This window comes from Pseudomonas sp. GL_117, from assembly GCF_057835125.1.
This window is the reverse complement of record NZ_CM174418.1, coordinates 2068807-2088206: the sequence shown is the minus strand read 5'-3', so window position 1 is coordinate 2088206 and position 19400 is coordinate 2068807. Positions and strand designations below refer to the sequence as shown.

The following is a 19400-nucleotide window of genomic DNA, read 5'->3' as shown; positions in this document are numbered from 1 at the left end:
AAGTATTCAAGTCATCGGTCGTGTGGGCTTGTCACGGTAAAAATGGCAGTCACCTTCTCCCCCCACAGATTCGTAAAGAATAGAACTGAACTTAATCAAGCCTGCATCGCGTGAACGACGGCCTCAGGCTAGCGAAATAATCCGCGAACCAAGGCAGGACCTTGAATTAGTTCGAGTCTCCATTTGGGTCATAAATGAATATCTACCATGGTGAGCAGTTGTGACATTCATCTGAGGGATGATTAATTTTTCCGACCACTCGCTCTGTTTACCCCATGGCTCAGGCCTTGAAATTGTCGGATACTGCCATTGCGCCAGCACCCATCTTTCAAGGTTGAAATGACTCATGGCAAGGAAGAAGGCAAAAAACTCCAGTGGCACCGGCATCCTGATTATTTTTGCGCTGGCCTTTAGTGCAGTCGCTGCGGTCCCGAAGAATGCTTGGATCTCCATCGGTGTCATAGCCGGTATCGGCGTGATTATGTGGCTGCTGGCTCAACGCACAAAGCGACAGCTCAATCAAATCCCGACATCGCCTCCAGAGCTAACTCGCCCGCAGAACTCACAAGGTATAAGCCTTACGTTCTCTATGCGTGAGGTTTCGACGAGCAATATGGACGTTGAAGAAAGTCCCGAGTTTTATACCGTCCAACTCGGCTCGCGCCCCTCCACCTCCTTTAAAATTCCAGATGCAGGCTCACAGAGGTCTGATGCCCGCTGGGTGCCGGCAGGCGAGTCTGTCACTGTTTCTGGCTTTTCGCTTCCCGGCGGTATGTTCTATGTCGGGAGTACGCTGGGTGGCCGATACGACGCGCAAGAGCCCTCACTGATCAACCCAAAACTCCGGATTGCCAAGACATACGTCGATATTGAAGAGCAACTGATGTCTTACTGGCCAAGTTTTCATTCCATTACACCGGAGGCTCGGCGCGGATACCTTCAATGGCTTGCAGGTGGGCGTAATGATCCACTGGCGGACACCGGCTACGTCTTTTTGTTTTTCTATGGACTGGAGCGCCGGGTACTCGTTGATAGCGTAGAGAATCCCAAGGTATTTGCTGAGACTCCTTTGATAGTCGAAGAAGTGCAGCGCCTATTGAGTATTTATGGGGAAACCCGGTCGTTCAGGGGGTACGCGGGCGGCTTACTGGACTACCTGGAAAATACTGCTGTTGACCCAAATCTCTATCTTGGTCAGCCTCCCGAAGCTGCTGCTTTAAACTACGAAATGCCGCTGCCGCTGCGCATAGGTTTGGGGCAACACGCCTCCAACAAGCGTCCACTGGATGCCGATTGGGCGTTGGCATGGGCGCTAGCCGACCCCAACATCGGTAAACGCACCCCGGTGACACGCTGCAAAGAAGTCTTCTCAACACTGTTCAAGCTCAAATACGCAAGCTTCCATCCCGCGGGTCTGATCCTAGCGCAAAACAAGACCAAGCTTAAGACCAGCTACCGCCCAGCATCTCCGGTGTTAAAGGCACCCACGCTAAATCTGGGTGATCTTCCTGACGTCATGGCAACCTCAGGAACACGTAAAAATTTGCAACTGCTTGTGGAGCTATGCACCAGCGAGCTTGAGCCCTACAGCCGTTATTTGGGACGAAACCCTGAAAGCGCAGAAGCCCTTGAGGGCCTCCTGCAGCTTCCAGTCACCCTCTGGCCCGCGGCGGCACGTAGAGAGTTGGACGAGCTGCAATCTAGGATTGGCGACGATCTGATTGTCATGAGCTTTGGCGAACTCGCGGGTCGATTCAAGAGCGAAGGCGCGTTGTCTCGCGACAAGGTACTCGCGCTTGCCCGCGCACTGGAATCGCTTCATATCGGTATGGAACCCGACGTCCTGGCTGGCAGCAGGACACCAAAAGCTGAAGACCGAGTTGCATTGTTCGTGACCCAGCCCGAAGACGGATCACTCCGGGCCTCTGCGGCTTACAACGCTGCATCAGTAACCCTTGACCTGGCCAGTGCTGTGGCATCTGCCGATGGTGACACCTCCAATGAGGAGGTCACACTACTTGCTCAGCACATCGACTCATGGAGTCACCTGAGCGTTGCCCATCGCAAGCGTCTCAAGGCACATCTGCGAATCCAGCTCCAGCAACCACCAACGCTCGCAAGTCTGAAGAAAAAGCTCGATCCCTTGACCATCGAAGCAAAGCGCACAATCGCAAGTTTCCTGTCTCACCTGGCGCAAGCCGATGGCACCGTCAGCCCGTCGGAGGTGAAGCTTCTTGAGCGAGTTTATAAGGCGTTGCAACTGGATAGTCAGCTGCTTTACGGCGATCTCCATGGGGCAGCATCAGGAGCAAGTATTGCGTCCGTTAAGCCAGCAACCAGCTATCCCCAATCCGAACCTGGCGCACAGGTCTCCGCAAATGCGAAACAAGGTTTCGTGCTCGATCATGATCGAATTGCGCAGCTGCAACGAGAGACGGCCGAGGTCTCCGCCCTACTTGCCCAGGTATTCACTGATGATCAGATCGAGGAGGCTGAGCAACCCGTTGAAAATACAGAATCGGCGCCGGAGTCGAGCGCTGACGTTGCGGGACTCGATTTGGAGCACTCTGCATTCCTTCGTTTGTTGATCTCACGTCCTGAGTGGAGCCGCTCCGAACTTGAAGCCGCTGCCAGCGACATGGAACTGATGCTTGATGGCGCCTTGGAACAAATTAACGACATGGCTTTTGAACGTTTCGACATGCCCGTCACTGAAGGTGATGACCCCGTCGAGATCAATACAGACATTCTGGAAGAGTTAGCCCTATGAGCACGATCAGAGCCAAGGATCGCGACGCGGTCATTCAATCGCTGCGCGCCGGCGTTGTTCCTCGCGTCGGCCAACACTTGATTCAGGTGGGCCGGGTGGGCGAACTCGACGCACTGATCAAGGACGTCAGTCGTCTAGTCGATAGTGGCTCAGCCTTTCGGGTTGTGATTGGTGAGTACGGTGCAGGAAAGACTTTCTTTCTGAACTTGGTGCGAGCCATCGCTATGGAGCGAAAACTCGTGACCATGCACGCTGATTTGAACCCTGATCGAAGACTGCATGCCACCGGGGGGCAGGCACGCTCGCTTTACTCCGAGCTGGCCAAGAACATGTCGACGCGCACGAAGCCCGACGGCGGGGCCATGCAAGGCATCGTTGAGAAATTCATCTCCCAAGCCAAAACCGAAGCAAAGGCAGCAGGTATTGACAGCGAGACTGTCATCCGTGCACATCTGAGCGAGCTGACCGAGATGGTCAATGGATATGATTTCGCCGAAGTGATTGCTGCGTATTGCCGCGGTTTCGAGGAAGGCAATGAGCAACTCAAGGCCGACGCGATCCGTTGGTTGCGTGGCGAGTTCACCACCAAGACGGATGCCCGAGCGGCCTTGGGTGTACGGACCATCATCGATGATGCCTCCGTCTACGATCAGCTCAAGCTGCTTTCGAGGTTCGTCAGGCTCGCAGGGTTTGGTGGGCTGATGGTCTGTCTCGACGAGCTGGTTAACCTCTACAAGCTAGCAAACACACAGGCTCGTAACGCCAACTACGAGCAGATTCTGCGCATCCTCAATGACTCGTTGCAGGGGTCGTCTGATGGACTTGGTTTCGTATTGGGTGGCACGCCTGAGTTTTTGATGGACACTCGCCGAGGTCTATTCAGCTACCCTGCCCTGCAATCCCGACTGGCCGAGAACTCGTTTGCCAAAACCGGGCTAGTGGATCTTTCGGGGCCTGTCATCCGTCTCACCAGTCTTACGCCGGAAGACTTCTACGTACTGCTTCAGAAGCTTCGTCACGTATACGCTGGCGGCGATGCTGAAAAATATTTACTGCCTGACGAGGCCCTCCCGCTGTTCATGGCGCACTGCAACCAACGCTTGGGTGAAGCCTACTTCCGTACACCGCGCACCACGATCACAGCATTCATCAACCTGCTGGCCATTCTGGAGCAAAACCCAGGTGCCGATTGGCGGACGCTGCTTGGAGGCGTCGAGGTCGCCCAGGACTTGGGCGGCGAAGACGACACGAAAGTCGACGCGGACGATGAACTTGCCACCTTCACGCTCTGACTCATCGGGTTTCGACCAGCTAGAATCCCGAATCCAGCGATGGATTTGGGCTGAAGGCTGGACTTCCTTGCGCGACGCCCAGGAATGGGCTGTGCCTGTTCTGGTGGATGCCGATCAGGATGTCATCATCGCCGCAGCAACAGCGGCGGGGAAAACCGAGGCCGCCTTTCTTCCCATACTGACGAATTTGCTTAACGACGATGACCCGCCTGGCGCTGTGTTGTATATCAGCCCTCTCAAGGCCTTAATCAACGATCAATGGGACAGGTTAAGCCGCCTCTGTGAGCAGCTTGAGATTCCCGTAGTAGCTTGGCACGGGGATATTTCATCAAGCAAAAAACACCGATTCCTAAAGTCATCTGAGGGGGTGCTGCTGATCACCCCTGAATCCCTTGAAGCACTGTTCGTCAACCGCGGTTCAAGTCTCGGCGGGGTATTCCAGCACCTGCGCTATATCGTCGTGGACGAACTGCACGCGTTCATCGGTAGCGAACGAGGCAAACAACTTCAGTCACTGATGCATCGGGTAGAACTTGTCACCGGACACCGTCTCCCTAGGGTAGGGCTGTCAGCGACACTCGGCGATATGAAGATGGCGTCGGAGTTTTTGCGTCCGGGAAATGCCGATGGGGTTACCGTCATTGAATCAAAAAACTCCAACCAAACACTTCAGGTGCAAGTTCGCGGTTACATCCAGCCGCCAATGAGCGAGCTCAAAAAGAAGCCCGTTGAGCTCTCTGATCAGGAGGGAAATGAAGACGAGACGGAAAACGAGGCAAGCCCTGACTTCGCGATTGCTGATCATCTATACAAGATGTTACGCGGCAGTAATAACCTGATTTTCCCGAACAGTCGGTCTCAGGTTGAATGGTACGCGGACCAACTGCGTCGCCGTTGCGAGAAAGATAGCGTGCCCAACGAATTCTGGCCTCATCACGGCAGCCTTTCAAAGGATCTGCGGGAGCAAGCTGAGCGTGCGCTCAAGGCGGGCAACCAGGCGGCATCAGCGATTTGCACCACGACGCTTGAACTCGGAATAGACATCGGCAGCATCAAAACAGTGGTGCAGATTGGTGCCCCACCATCGGTGGCGAGTCTGCGACAGCGTTTAGGGCGTTCGGGCAGACGCCCGGGAGAAAAAGCGACACTCCGCGTTTACTGCAAAGAGTCACCACTCACAGATGGGGCTAGCCTATCGGATCAGTTGCGCCAAGGGCTGGTCCAGACCATTGCCATGGTCAGACTGCTGGTCAGGGGATGGTTTGAACCTCCCAGGGCTCAGGGCATCCACGCATCCACCCTTGTTCAGCAATCCCTTTCCATCATTGCCCAGTGTGGCGGCGCATCTGCAGCAGACCTCTGGAAAGTCTTGATTGCAGAGGGGGCGTTTCCGAATGTCGAGAAGTCAGACTTCATGAGGCTGCTCAAATCCCTGGGTGAGCATGAACTCATTGTTCAAGACAGTTCTGGGTTATTGCTTCCAGGGACGGTTGGAGAGCGACTAATCAACCACTATGAGTTCTACAGCGCATTCACCAGCGATGAAGAATTCCGCTTGGTGTGTGATGGAAAAGCACTCGGATCAGTCCCCGTAAGCCGCCCGTTGACCAAGGATCAACGCATCATCTTTGGAGGCCGGAGATGGCAGGTGCGTGATGTTGATCTCCAGGCCAAGGTCATTATTGTTTCAGCCGCACGCGGTGGTGCCCCTCCTCAGTTCGATGGTTTGGGCGCTATGGTGCATGACACTGTGCGCGAAGAGATGCGCGCAGTCCTGGCAGACACGGCCGCTTGCCCGTTTATCGATCGCGGCGCTCAAGCGTTACTCGATGAAGCTCGAAAGACATTTGTCTCATTGGGTCTTGGCAAGCGTTACCTCATCGAATCGAGCGGAAAATGTTATTTGATCAGTTGGCTAGGTGATTACGCCAATGACGCGCTACGCCTGCTGCTCAATCATGTGGGCCTTTCTTGTGATAACTCGGGCCTTGCTATAGAGATCGACGCGAACATCGATCAGGCAAAAGCCGGACTCAAGGCCGTGGGTAGTTTGGACCTAAGCGATCTCGATTCGACTCTCGCTGATGTGGAGAACATGCTGCGCGAAAAATGGGATTGGGCGTTGCCAGAGCCGTTGCTCGTGAAGTCTTTCGCTTCAATCTCGCTCGATATTTCTACCGCAGTATTTTTTGCCCAGAGACAGTCCGCGAGCTGAATTTAAGCTAGTTGAGGCCTATTGGATTGGTGGGCCAGCACAATACAAGCGCTTGATCGTTACGTATCACTCTGAAGGAGCAGCGATGTCTTTTGCGAAACGTTCGACCGTTGTAGTGCAGGGCCGCCTAGCCATGCGCCATCAACGTCTGGCCTTGGCCCGAGAAGGCCGCCATGGCGTCCAAGTGATGACTTTTGAGCAGTTGGCGGTTCGACTGGCAGGTGGATTCACTTGCCCGATAGACGACGAAAGCCTGCGCGCGGCCATTCAAATGGCCCTACCCTGTGTAGGCTTGGGTGAGCTGGACAGCATCAAAACGCTTCCCGGGATGACTAACGCAGCGACGGAAACATTGCGTAAAGCTTGGTATGCAGGGATCGAGTTTGACACGCGCGCGGCCGAACATCCCCGGTTGGATGCCATCGCTCGCCTGGAAGCAGCAGTACTCGATCAACTACCTGCGGCGGCGCTGCGCCCGCTCGATATCGCTGCCGCCGCCCAGAATCGTATTGCTCATGCCGCAGTAGTCCTCGGCGAGGTGCTTATTGAAGGCTTGAGCGACCTACCTCCCTGCTGGCGGCCGCTACTCATAGCACTGGCCCAAAACGTTTCGGTACAGTGGAACTTCGGTCCGAGACCAGTGCCCGATTGGTTGGATGGCAGTGCAGTCAGCGTTCGACAGGCACCCGCGCAAACACCTGCAATCTGCGCAGTTAGCGCGGCAACGACCTACCACGAGTCCATTGAGGCGATGCGGTGGGTGCGAAAACTGCTCGTATCTGGTGTGCCTCCCTCCGAGATCGCGATCGCCGCCTCGTCCACCACCGAATACGATGAACACTTCCTGGCTTTGCGCGCTGATGCCAACCTCGATCTGCATTTCGTTCACGGAATCAAGACCGTCAGTACTCGTGAAGGCCAAGCAGCGGCTGCATTAGCCGATATCGTGGTCTACGGCCTGTCGCAGTCGCGTGTCCGCCGCCTGGCATCTCTTTGCCGTGATTCGGCAGCCTGGGAATCGCTACCCAAAGGCTGGCAACGCATCCTGCCAAACGACGCGCCACTTCTGAAAGTGAAGTCGTGGGAGCAACTTTTTTCGCGCCTGGAGGCCATCTCCTGGGTGGATGGTCAGGACCATACACCTACATTGCGTACCAGTATTGAACTGCTGAGCCAAGGCCCCGAAGCGGCCACGCAGCTCGGGAAAATGTTTCTCAAAGGACGCGCGTTGACCATATGGAACAAGGCGCTTCAGGCCGGGCCGGCGGTGTCCATCGACCAAACCCTGGAAACCTTGAAGCAGGATGATGGGCTAGATGCCTGCATATCGATCGCCTGGATGCCTGCCAGCACCCTAGCTGCGTCGCCACGACGTTACGTACGTTTGATAGGTCTGAACGCGTCCCAGTGGCCGCGTGCTGTGGACGAGGATCGGCTGATCCCGACCCATGTCATTCCCACATCGCTGCTCGATCCACTGTCGCTCAATCTCGCTGATCGTCGAGACTTCGAGATCATCCTGGCCAGCACCGACGGAGAAGTCGTGCTGTCCCGCGCACGCAGAGACAAGGACGGACGTTTGCTAGGTCGAAGTCCGCTGCTCGGCTCGCAGCCCGAAGACGCCTATTTGCGCCGCCACGCCGTACCTGAGCATGCTTACAGCGAGACCGACCGGCTCATGGCGCGCCCGAACGAGCTACAGGCACAACCACAAGCGTTGAGCGCGCAGCGTTGCTGGAACAATTGGAGAAGCACGGCCATAACCGCCCATGACGGCCTTGTTCGGGCCAAGCACCCCTTGATCGATGCGATCCTCGATCGTACCCAATCAGCCAGTTCACTTCGCCATTTGCTTCGCAATCCGATTGGTTTCGTATGGGCCTATGGATTGGGCTGGCGCGCCCCACAAAGCGCTAGCGAGCCTTTGGTGCTCGATGGCGCACAGAACGGCAACCTGGTCCACGAAATTCTCGAGAAGGCCTTGCTCATCATCGAAAAATCAGACGGCCTGGCGAATGCCCCTGAGACCTTGATCGAAACCGCAGTTGCCACCGCGGTGGCTGATGTTGCCGCTCAATGGGAAACCGAACACCCAGTGCCTCCCCTAATTATCTGGGAACGTACGCTGGAAGCTGCTCGCACGATGGCAAATTGGGCACTGAGTGAACGCGAAGGACTGCCGTCGGATTCTCGTGCCTATGCCGAAGTGCCCTTCGGCGGCTCAAGCTCTGAGCCTTCAGTAACAGCGCCCTGGAACACCGCAGAATCAGTGCCAATTCCTGGTACGGGGTTCAATATCACCGGCTACATCGATCGACTGGACCTATCCGCTGATGGAGCTAAAGCATTTGTTCGCGACTACAAGACCGGCCGCAAGCCAAAGGATGAAATAGAGCTGGATGGCGGGCGCGAACTGCAGCGCTGCCTTTACTCCTTTGCGGTAAAGGCATTGTTAGGGGATCAGGTTGCGGTGAGCGCTTCACTGCTTTATCCGCGTGATAAGACCAGTCTTCACCTCGCTGACTCCCAAGACGTAATGAACAGACTCACCGACTATCTCCAGGCGGCAAGGACAAGCCTGGTGAGTGGCGTGGCGGTACCGGGCACTGACGCGGGCATCAACTATGACGAGCTCGCGTTCGCATTGCCCGCCAATGCAAGCGCCACTTACTGCAAACGCAAACTACCGGCCGCAACGGAAGCATTGGGCGAAGCCGCCAATATCTGGGAGGAAAAATGATGAGCGCGCTAACCAGGGTTCTCAAGGATGACAATGCGCGCTGGCAGGCGATAAGCCGGCACGATCGCTCGTTTCTAGTGGAGGCCGGAGCAGGCTCCGGCAAGACTGCTGTTATGGCCGGGCGCATCGCGCTGATGCTGGCCGATGGCATTCGTCCGAGCAATATTGCTGCGGTGACCTTCACCGAGCTCGCCGCCAGCGAGCTGTTGGTGCGCGTACGTAACTTCGTTTCCGATCTTTGCTCCAGTGTCATCTCAGCCGAACTTCGCGTTGCGCTCCCCAATGGGTTGTCCGAGGCGCAGCTCGAAAACCTTCACACCGCCCGCGCCGCAATTGATGAAATCACATGCTCAACAATTCATGGCTTCTGCCAGCGCTTGATCAAACCCTACCCGGTTGAAGCTAACCTCGATCCGGGCGCTGTTGTCATGGACGCCCAAGCGGCTGAACGTACATTCAATGGGATCGTAGATGACTGGCTGCGAGAGACGCTGAATACCAACAGAAGCAGCGTTATCGCCGAGATGGTGATGCATAGCCCTGATGAGACCCTGACACTCATCCACCTTGTCGTCGACAAACTGCGCCAGCACCGTGGGGTTTCGGCTCCCGCTGCGGCCCCTATCCAGCTCGCTCAAATAGCACTCCAACGCGCAGCCGCCAACTTTGTAGCCTTCACCAGCAGCACGAGTGCGCATGAACCTGAAACTGTGATTAAAGCCTCACAATTGGCTGAGCTTGCAGCCGAACTCAGCGCAGGCGCATCACTGGAGACGTCTACGGGGACGGTTCGGGCTTTGGCGCTACGACCCCACCAGGAACTTTGTACCCAAGCGGGCGATTTCAAAGCCTATAAATTCAAAGGAAAATGGGAGACAGCTGCCAAGCTGGCAGGCTTGTCGAAGGCAGAGGGTGCTCAGCTCAACGATCAGGCACAAGCTCACTATGAGGCGTGCCGCCAAGCATGGACTGAGGTACAGCAATCGGCTGCTGCTCAAGCCTTGGCAGCCGTGATCGAAGAAACTCAACAGGCCGTAGATAAATACGGTGAGTGCAAACGTTCCACTGCGAGGCTTGATTACGACGATCTGATCTATACAGCGCGCGATTTGTTGCGCGATCATCCCGAGGTGTGCAGTGCATTAGGGCAACGCTTTGTACATGTACTGGTCGACGAATTCCAGGACACCGATCAGCTTCAGGCAGAGATCTTCTGGCGGCTTTGTGGAACGCCGAGCAGTACGCCTGACGACTGGACAACGTTCCAGATCCGCCCTGGCGCGCTCTTTCTGGTGGGGGACCCCAAGCAGGCCATTTATCGATTCCGCGGCGCCGATGTCAGCGCCTATGTGCAGGCTCGCGAGGCATTCAAGGAGCAGGCCCCAGACAGCCTACTCACTATCAGCACCAACTTCCGCTCATGCTCGTCGATCCTCACTTACGTCAATGAGCGCTTCCAGGGCATCTTATCGTCACCCGGGCAACCCGGCTTCACCGCGCTTGAGGCCTTTCATGGCGAGCGTGAAACGCCCTGCGTTGCTGCACTGAATATTGCTGCTGCAGGTGCCGACGGCAAGTCCAGCTCCGAACAACAACGCGATGCAGAAGCCGAAGCCGTCGCCGATCTCTGTGCGCGCCTGATCGGCAGCCAACCAGTCGCAGACCGCCATGGGACCGCCACCCGACCCTGCCAGCCTGGAGACATCGCTCTCCTCGCGCCCACCGGGACTGATCTGTGGCGTTACGAACAAGCGCTAGAGCAGCGCGGGATACCGGTGGCTACGCAGGCCGGCAAAGGACTCTATCGGCGTCAAGAAATTCAAGATTTGATCGCGCTAACCCGAGTGCTGGCCGACCGGCGCGATACGCTAGCACTAGGCTCGCTGCTGCGTGGCCCGCTGGTCGGGTTGAGCGAGGAAGAACTTCTGGATGTGGTGTGGGCGCTGCCACGAAATGCAGATACACCGGAGCGACTTCCCTCCCTGGATCTGAGCACTGGGAGCGCAGACGTCACTCATCCACTGGCCCGTGAGATTATCGAAAAGCTGCAATCACTCAATCGGCGGGCGAACTCAACCACACCGCATGCACTGTTATCCCAGGCCGTGGATATGCTGCAGGTGCGCCCGTTGCTATTGCAGCGCCATGGGGCCCAAGCCGAACGAGCCCTAGCCAATATTGACCTTTATTTGAGCTTTTCGACTACCTATGCAGGCGCCGGCTTACGCGCCTTCTCTGAAGCGATGACCGCAGCCTGGGAAGACGAGACCCGGGCCGTGGAAGGCCGCCCAGATGCCCAGGAAGAAGCAGTTGCGCTGGTGACGATGCACGCCGCAAAAGGCTTGGAGTGGCCCATTGTAATTCCTATCAACACAATGACCCAGATCATGTCGGCAAGCGGTGCCATAGTCGATCGACATAGCGACACCCTCTATTGCAAGGTGCTGACAATTGCACCGGCGGGTTATGAAGCGGCTATGGATAAAGAGAAAGAGGAACTTGAACGCGAGCGTATCCGACTGTGGTACGTAGCGGCGACGCGTGCTCGAGAATTGCTGGTACTTACGCGTCACGACACAGTTCCTTCGAAATCTGCATGGGCCAGTCTGCTCGACCTGGACCTAGCGAACCTTCCGGAACCTCACCTCGCGGATTGGCCAGCGCATGCCGTTGTTACGAATGGGCTAGACAGCAACTACCAGACCCGCGAAAGGTTTGCTAGGGAAGCTGAAGCCATTGCTGCGAGCCAGCCGCAGCTGTGTTGGCTTGCACCGAGTCGCAATGAAGGAACCGGTGGAGCTGTACTTGAAGAGGAAACGATTGAAATTTGGACAGGCACCTTCGATGATCAAACGCACGATTTGGAAACGTCGCCACAGGTGCAAGGCGGCCGCGAACGTGGGCTTATTCTGCACAAGCTTATGGAGGAAGTGCTGACTGGCGAAACCGATGCGCAGCTGGTGTCGCTCATTGATCGCGCTCGTGAACTGATCCTGGCACTTGGACAGACGCCTGTCGCCGACCCAGCCACAGGTCTTGCCGCTGAGGAGCTGGCTAGTTGTGTAACCAGGACGCTGGAGCTACCCGAGGTCGCCGCTCTGCGGAAATTTCTACTTCCAGAATTCGTGATCTATTCAGCGAAGGCCGAAGACGGGCAGGAAACTGCTACCGTCGGTATCGCTGACGCGCTGACATTTACGGAGTCTGGATTACCGGACGTCGTAGTGGACTGGAAAAGTGATGTAGACCCTGCACCTGGCGCGCTCAAGCACTATCAGGAACAGGTACAGACCTACCTTGATATTACCCACGCCATGCGCGGAATGATCGTATTCATGAGTACTGGCCGTGTCGTTGAGGTACAGCCCACAAAGGCTCTCGTGGATTCAATCCTGTAACGCTTCAACGAAAAGTCGCCCTTCGACTGGCGTGAAGACGGCCGCTGTAGTGCCTCCAGCCGACACCGTCCGTCTTCCGCCACACGACTTCCGTAAAAGTGAGTTCCGCAAGCTGCGCCAATGCCCCCATGTGGCTCCGAAGCATTGGCTGCATTGCCTGACGAAAATGAATGCAATCGCTCGCCAACTGCAGCAGACAGCTGCACTTACGATAGCGGTATAACAAGCCCCAGAAAAAACAGGACCTAAGGAAAAATGATCGATCAGTCGTTACTGAGCGGCATCGCAAGCCATTTCAATAGGCTTGCCAAGCAAATAGAGAAGCTCACCTTTGAATCTGAAATGAAAGCAAGCATTCCTTTTTCGGCGATTCACAAAAATTGCCTCGAGGAACATATGAAGGAATTGCAAGCTTGGGTAAAAAGCTCTCCAACCCGCACTTCTTACATTTATCGGATATCGACAGAAGACAGCACCTCCAGCAAGCAATTTTATGACGCGTTCAGCCACGCAAAATCAACGAAGCATGAGGGGCGCGCCTATGCACGTATTCATAAGGAGTCAAACATATTTTATGTTGGAAGCTCCAGTTCCTTGATGAGCAGATTCAAACAACACTTGGGGATGGGTCACAAAGACACATACGCTATGCACATCAACCGCTGGCTACCCGATATTGAGGGTGAACTGCAAATTCAGGTCTGGCGATTTTCAGCAGACGTCCCTGCTGAGGTCATTCAAGCGGTGGAGGATGGTCTATGGACCGAGAGTAATCCTATGTTTGGACGTAAAGGTGCACGATGAGGTCTTTTACCAGCCTACAACTCCAGGCGCGGTAGCACTATGAGAGACCTCGATGGCATCAGGCATTGGTTTTCGCAGGCACAACAGACGTCTATCAGAGCCGCATGCGTCATCGTCCGCCGCCCCCCCCAACGACGATCCACAGGCTTTGGGATACCCAGGCTATTGTGATCGTGGCTCGGCTACCATGGCCGGTAAGCTAGACCCAGAGTGTTCTCACCGATGGTTTAATCGGACCGCCACGGCTCGCAAATAGATAGCCGTGACCAGAGCGCATCGCGCCAAGCAGATGACGCTCGATTTCGAGCCAGGGCTAAGGCTGGCACAGAGTAAGGAGGAACGTCTTGCGGCCGCTTGCTTTGCTTGCACATCATCAGCTGTGACTATTTCAAAACCTCGGATGGAGAAATCCAGAGCCCTCGCTCCAGATCAAATTGACTTGGTGTCGCAAAGCGAAGCTCACCAATACGTACGCCTGTTAATAGCAACTGCAACCCAGTCGAGCCTGCTGGCTGCCGCGATAGCATCATCAACCGAGACGGTACGGCTGAACTTAGTTAGAGCCGCTCGCAACACTGGCCTGCCCTACTCTCCCGCGGCGACTTTGGCCTTGTGCCCTCTTGGCGCCGGCATAGTCACAAGGCATTCAAACAAACGCTCCGCGTACACAAAACCCATTCGCTTGACCGCATCCTTGTCGAAATAAAAGAGCCATGCCAGCAATAAGGCACCTGAAATGAGAATGGTAAGCCCAGCGGCAAGACCCGGGTCAGCAAAGTGGATCAACTCGATTTGTGGAGGTTTTACACGAAGAACGCCGGCAATCAAACAGCCATAAACCAGTCCGCAAAGGCAGGAAAAAATGCCGACGGCTTTCATGGCTACCATGTTGCGGTGAAAGCCGTAAGCGATGTTCTCCTTGAGCAGCAATTGCTTGTTGGTGCGAGTGAGTTCCCTGAGTCGTTTTGTTGCACCGATATAGATGTCGTCTGCACTGGCCGGATCGCTCGCCTCCTCCTGCGCGGTTGGCATATCAATGCCTAGCTTTGAAGTGATCGCGGCGTGATACCTCTGTTTGCTGATGCGATCTAAAAATTTGTCACTGTGGCGTAGCGCCAAGGTGGTCGGCATTCCACCCCATAGCGCGACCAGCTTTTCTTCAAGCTTTTTCCCACGCCCGCGGGCCACGCTGGCGAGCGCGTAAATGGCACCACATCCACCAAGTAAGCCAATGACACTGGTCAGTACCGGGTGTTTTGCGCCGTAAACACACAACAAGGGGACGAGTAACGGTAACGAAACCAGCAATCCCGGAATGACCCGAGCTTTTCGCTCATACGGGTCTTTGACCAATTCAAATATCGCGATCATAAAAGCCTATGGGTTTAGTTCATCGATGAAGGGTTGAATTTCTGTGCGATTTTTTAGATAGATGTGCTGCACCTTCGGGTCGAGGCATTCGTCCAGCAATCCAAGACTTTTGAGCGTGTAGAGAAGAAACGCCTGGCGGCACGGCAACTCGGCCTCTCCGTCGCGCATGCCGTAATCTCGCTCAACCACCCTCTTCTTGGGCGTCTCCAACTCAGGGTTTGCGGCAAGGATCAAGGTTACATAGGTATGCCACTGGGTATCCTGGGCCGGGTCGACAGAACATTCTTCAATCCCATCAAGGCTCAAGATCCTGATCAGTACAAAATCGCTAAACCGTTTGCGGTTGTGACAATACGCTCGCACATGCCAACGGGAACCGTCATGTCCCAGCGAATGGGGCGACAACAAACGCTTGGACACCTCCAAAGAAGTCATCGACTGGTAACTGACATGAATCGACAACTTTTCGCGGATGGCCTTGATGACGGCGGCAACGATCGTTTCATCCAGAGTTCGACCAGGTCTGGGCACAAAATCAGCTTCAGGTACTGCCCCTAAAAAACTGCTCGAAGCATCAATGATCCCGGTTCTGGTAGCGAGCAATTCCGTCAGATACTGGTGAGCGGATGATTGTGGGAACACTGCCTGGAAGTCTTGTGGAGCCACATAGGTTTTGGAGCTGCGGTCATATTCAAGATTGTTCGGCGCCAACTCAGTGTATTTGGCAATGTCGAGCGAAGCCTGAGGCACCGACACACCAAAGTATTCCGTCAAGTCAGCTCTATTGATACGCCCTTCCCAGCGCAGTCGAAAATCGATGAACTGAAGACGACGATCCGCGCCCCAGCTTCGACTTTTGGTTTCCGTGGGAGGTGATGTATTTACAGACGACGGTTGCATTGACTGATCCAAAAAATAAACGGATATAAAAACTATTCGTATTGAATATATACGCGTTTAATGGCTGCTCGTCCAGCCGATATTCCTGAGTTCACAAGCCGCTTGGCGCAAGATTTCCCTTACTTCCCCTTGGTCTCGCCCCGCACTCCCTCAGGGCGACTATCTCGCTATTCCCTTGAGGCCGGGTCTCCTTTCATCCAGTCAATGGGTCGTAACCCAAGCCCTTAGGTCGCCGACCCTAAATCGAGTATAAAAAATATTCGTATAAAAACTAGACGAGCATAATTTCTATGCGTATCTTCTGTCGTGCGATCAAATTTCTAGCAACGCTTTGGGGAACTGAATGTCAGCGAAAATTACGTTTTTCCCGGTGGACAACGGCGACATGACGCTGGTGCAGCTAGCCGACACGGCAGCCACCACGCTGCTGATCGACATGAACATTCGTGTCGCGGCCGATGACCCAGCGGACTCGACTCCAGACGTTGCAACGGAGCTGCGAAAGCGCCTTCGGTTTGATCAAAAAAAACGGCCTTACGTTGACGCGTTGTTGCTGAGCCACCCGGACAAGGATCATATCAGTGGCTTGGCGAAACACTTTTGGTTGGGATCACTCGATGACTACCCCGATGACAATCTACAGTGGCATGAAAAGCGCATTGTCATTCGCGAAATGTGGTCATCTCCGATGGTGTTTAGACGCCGCTCGAAACACCACACGCTCTGCCTGGATGCCGTCGCCTTCAATAAGGAAGTCCATCGCAGGATTGGGCTTTGGCGCACATTGCGGTCTGCAGTGGAAGGCAACCGCATCAAAATCATGGGTGAGGATGAGAAAGGCAAAACCGACGATTTGCTGCCCATCGTGATCAAGACTGGTGAGAAATTTACCCAGATCAATGGCGAGCCCTCGTTCCTGTTCTCGGCTCACCTGCTTGCGCCCGCTCCTCTGCAGGACGATGACACTGAAGAAATGCTGTCCAAAAACCACTCCAGCGTCATTTTGAACATTGAACTGCAGGCTTCAATCTATTCGTCCAAGCGCGTCAGGTTCTTGACCGGAGGGGACGCAGAAGTGGCCATCTGGAAACGCCTGTGGGAAAAGTACGAAGACACTCCAGAAGTGCTTGAATACGATTTGCTTCAAGCGCCCCACCACTGCTCATGGCACTCCCTTTCTGTCGACAGCTGGTCAACCTACGGCAATGACTCCGAGCTCTGCCTGGAAGCCCGTAACGCACTCGGGCAGGCTCGAGAAGGTGCAACTATTGTTGCGAGCAGCAAGAAGATACTGGACAACGATGACAACCCGCCGTGCATCCGGGCCAAGCGCGAATACCTGTCTATCTTGAGGCCAGTGGATGGCATCTTCCATTGCACGGGGGACGGTAAGCGCCCGGAAACGATCGAGTTCGAAATCACCTCCACTGGAGTGTCCAAAATTGTCGCCGGTGTCGCTGCAGGGGTAGGAGCTAGTGCCGTGGCTTCCGCTGCGCCAAGGGCGGGCCGCACATGAATGAGATCTACGAATGGGGAACACCGATTGGTGAAGGACAAAAGGATTCGCTACATCCAATGACGCTTGGCCTGATTCAGGCCTGTCAGGATCATCCGTGCATCGAGGTGCTGGACATCCGAACCGTCGATGAAGGTTTGGGGCCGGAGCAGGCCATCGTCATTGAGGCGGGTGATGGCACCATTGAGTCAGGCAACCCGGGTCGCATCCGCAGGCGAGAAACCCTGGCGATTACAGTGAATCCGCAGACCGATGTCCCGGTGGTCGTGCGTACTCTGCGCAAGGATTTCCCGGGACACTCCCATCAACACGGCACACACCTGAACACACCACGCGCCCTCTGCCTCTACAATATCGTGTGGAGCGCTGTTGAACGCAGCTGGACGCCAGAACGCTTTTTGGAACGGATGTTCTGGTGGTTACGCGAGACGTCTCAGCTACGGCTGCATCGGGACGATCAACCACTGGAGCAACTGTTTTACAGCAGTCGCTACCAGTTGATCCTGCCTTCAAATTATTTGAAGCAGTCTGAGGACAGCGGCAAAAACCTGATTATCCAGGAAATCACGGGAGCACCGGGACGTCAGGTTACCTTGCGGGGAAGGTTCGATGACTCAAACAATCCTCGAGGTGTGGGCCTGCAGTCACTGAAGCTGTCTGTCGACGGTGTCGGTTCATCACAGGTGGAAGCCGCCCCCCAGACACTTGGTCAACTCCATGACCGCTTGGTCTCCCGTGGAAGTGGGCTAAAGGAGCCATTGTTGAGCAGCGTGTTTGATGCGGTGACCGATCAGGGATTAGTCCCTGAACAGGCTGGCGATATCAAGGCGATACTTATCCTGGTCTGGGTGCCGCGCACGGGTAAGGATGGCATTGAACGGTACGACGTGCTGGGCTATGCGCTCCAGAGTTCGCTGCAAGCACTCGGTAACGCATTCGGTATGTTGCACTTCGACAGTGAAAAGCGTCGCTGGCATCGCACGACTTTGATTGGCGATGCCGCACAGAGCGATGAAGATAGCGCATGGCGAGATCTGGAAATCCTTTCAGTGCAAATCCGCTGGGGGATCGGAGCCGAAGGCGGACGCCAAATGTCCGCGATCAACCCTGACAATGCTGACTTCGATGGGGTGCTCGCCGGCGTAGGCTCTTTGGGCGGAACACTTGCAGACATCTGGCTGCGTGAAGGCTGGGGCCGCTGGACGTACATCGATCCGGATCAGTTGCTTCCCCACAACCTGGCACGACATGTCGGATTGGACAGTGAAGTGGGCTACGCGAAAGTCGATGTAGTCCGGCACCATGCCCAAATGGTGTTTCCCGACGAACCTGCACCTAAAGCGATTGCGGGTAGCCTGACAAGCCAAAGTGAAGAGGTGATCAGCGCGTTGGGTTCAGCGAGTTTAGTGATCGATGCGACGACGACTTTCGACGCGCCTCGCGATTTGGCTGAGCGTAAAAATGCCCCCCGCACCGCCAGCGTGTTCCTCACCCCTTCAGGCCTTGCCAGCGTGATGCTGTTGGAGGACGCGAGTCGTACCCTGCGCTCCGCCGCATTGGAGGCACAATATTACCGAGCGATCCTCAACAGCCCCTGGGGAAAACCGCACCTTCAAGGTCACTTGGGGGATTTATGGGTAGGTGGTGGCTGCCGTGACATTTCGTTTCGGATTCCGCTTGAGCGCATTCACTTGCATGCAGCAATCCTTTCGAAGCAACTGCGCAAAAGTGTTCTGGGCGATGGCGCACGAATCTGCGTGTGGACAGTGGACGAAGAGACGGAAGCTGTAACCCCGATGGAAATCACCCCCCATCCGGTGAGCTCACACGCTCAGAATGGTTGGACGGTTACCTATGACGATGCGTTGATCACCAAGCTCAAGCAGATTCGTGGCGCAGCCCTTCCCAACGAAACGGGTGGCGTATTACTTGGGGTGACAGACCTGAAGTCTAAAACCATCCTGTTGGTCGACACGTTGCTCCCCCCCGCTGACAGCCAAGCAACTCCCCACCACTTCATCCGAGGCAAGGTCGGTCAGGAAGCCGCATTAGCAGACGTACACGAACGCACGGCTCGAGTCGTCGACTACGTGGGCGAATGGCATTCACATCCTGATGGTTACCCTGCGACCCCCAGTGTCGATGATCAAACGCTAATCACGTCGCTGGCGGGCTTGATGTCCAGTGAGGGGCTACCCGCCATCATGATCATCGTGGGCGAGAATGAGATTACTTTCCAGTTGAGTGATCAGCCAGCGCGGCGTCCTTAACACCCACGATGCAGCACCTATAAGGCACTAGCCAAAGGGGCATGGCAGGTTGCCCCTCTGCTTGCGGAAACAGCATTCAACCTAGGAGAAATGATCTGCTGGTATCAAATTTGCTCGCCAAATA

10 protein-coding genes are annotated in these 19400 nt (G+C 55.4%); 8 read left to right on the top strand and 2 right to left on the bottom strand.

Annotated features, from left to right (window positions below; translation table 11 throughout):
• Window positions 1-346: 346 nt before the first annotated feature.
• The 6 genes from AC3ISR_RS09495 (at window position 347) to AC3ISR_RS09470 (ending at window position 13219) form a co-directional block, all read left to right on the top strand.
• A complete protein-coding gene (locus AC3ISR_RS09495; protein WP_489324714.1) occupies window positions 347-2770 on the top strand; it encodes a tellurite resistance TerB family protein in 2424 nt (807 codons plus the stop codon).
• Complete coding sequence (locus AC3ISR_RS09490) at window positions 2767-4062, top strand: ATP-binding protein (protein ID WP_405627163.1); 1296 nt, start codon at window positions 2767-2769, stop codon at window positions 4060-4062. The genes AC3ISR_RS09495 and AC3ISR_RS09490 overlap by 4 nt, the downstream gene beginning before the upstream one ends.
• Window positions 4063-4105: 43 nt before the next feature.
• A complete protein-coding gene (locus tag AC3ISR_RS09485) occupies window positions 4106-6277 on the top strand; it encodes a DEAD/DEAH box helicase (RefSeq protein WP_489324839.1) in 2172 nt (723 codons plus the stop codon).
• A gap of 85 nt (window positions 6278-6362) precedes the next feature.
• Window positions 6363-9017 (top strand): PD-(D/E)XK nuclease family protein, encoded by a 2655-nt coding sequence (locus AC3ISR_RS09480; RefSeq protein WP_489324713.1) that lies wholly within the window; start codon window positions 6363-6365, stop codon window positions 9015-9017.
• On the top strand, window positions 9017-12415 hold the full coding sequence (locus AC3ISR_RS09475) for a UvrD-helicase domain-containing protein (RefSeq protein ID WP_489324712.1): 3399 nt from the start codon (window positions 9017-9019) through the stop codon (window positions 12413-12415). Before AC3ISR_RS09480 ends, AC3ISR_RS09475 begins: the two co-directional genes overlap by 1 nt.
• Window positions 12416-12670: 255 nt before the next feature.
• On the top strand, window positions 12671-13219 hold the full coding sequence (locus AC3ISR_RS09470) for a GIY-YIG nuclease family protein (protein ID WP_445576767.1): 549 nt from the start codon (window positions 12671-12673) through the stop codon (window positions 13217-13219).
• Between the two features lie 585 nt (window positions 13220-13804).
• Here AC3ISR_RS09470 and AC3ISR_RS09465 read toward each other — a convergent pair.
• A complete protein-coding gene (locus AC3ISR_RS09465) occupies window positions 13805-14590 on the bottom strand; it encodes a hypothetical protein (RefSeq protein WP_489324711.1) in 786 nt (261 codons plus the stop codon).
• 6 nt (window positions 14591-14596) lie between these two features.
• Window positions 14597-15490: a helix-turn-helix transcriptional regulator gene (locus AC3ISR_RS09460; RefSeq protein ID WP_489324710.1), complete on the bottom strand. Its 894-nt coding sequence runs from the start codon at window positions 15488-15490 to the stop codon at window positions 14597-14599.
• Between the two features lie 343 nt (window positions 15491-15833).
• Here AC3ISR_RS09460 and mblB point away from each other — a divergent pair, with 343 nt between their 5' ends.
• Window positions 15834-17006: an anti-phage 6A-MBL system MBL-fold protein gene (gene mblB / locus AC3ISR_RS09455; protein WP_489324709.1), complete on the top strand. Its 1173-nt coding sequence runs from the start codon at window positions 15834-15836 to the stop codon at window positions 17004-17006.
• Window positions 17003-19276, top strand: coding sequence for an anti-phage 6A-MBL system cap2_3 protein (gene cap2-3, locus AC3ISR_RS09450; protein WP_489324708.1), 2274 nt, complete (start codon window positions 17003-17005; stop codon window positions 19274-19276). The genes mblB and cap2-3 overlap by 4 nt, the downstream gene beginning before the upstream one ends.
• The last annotated feature ends 124 nt before the right edge of the window (window positions 19277-19400 follow it).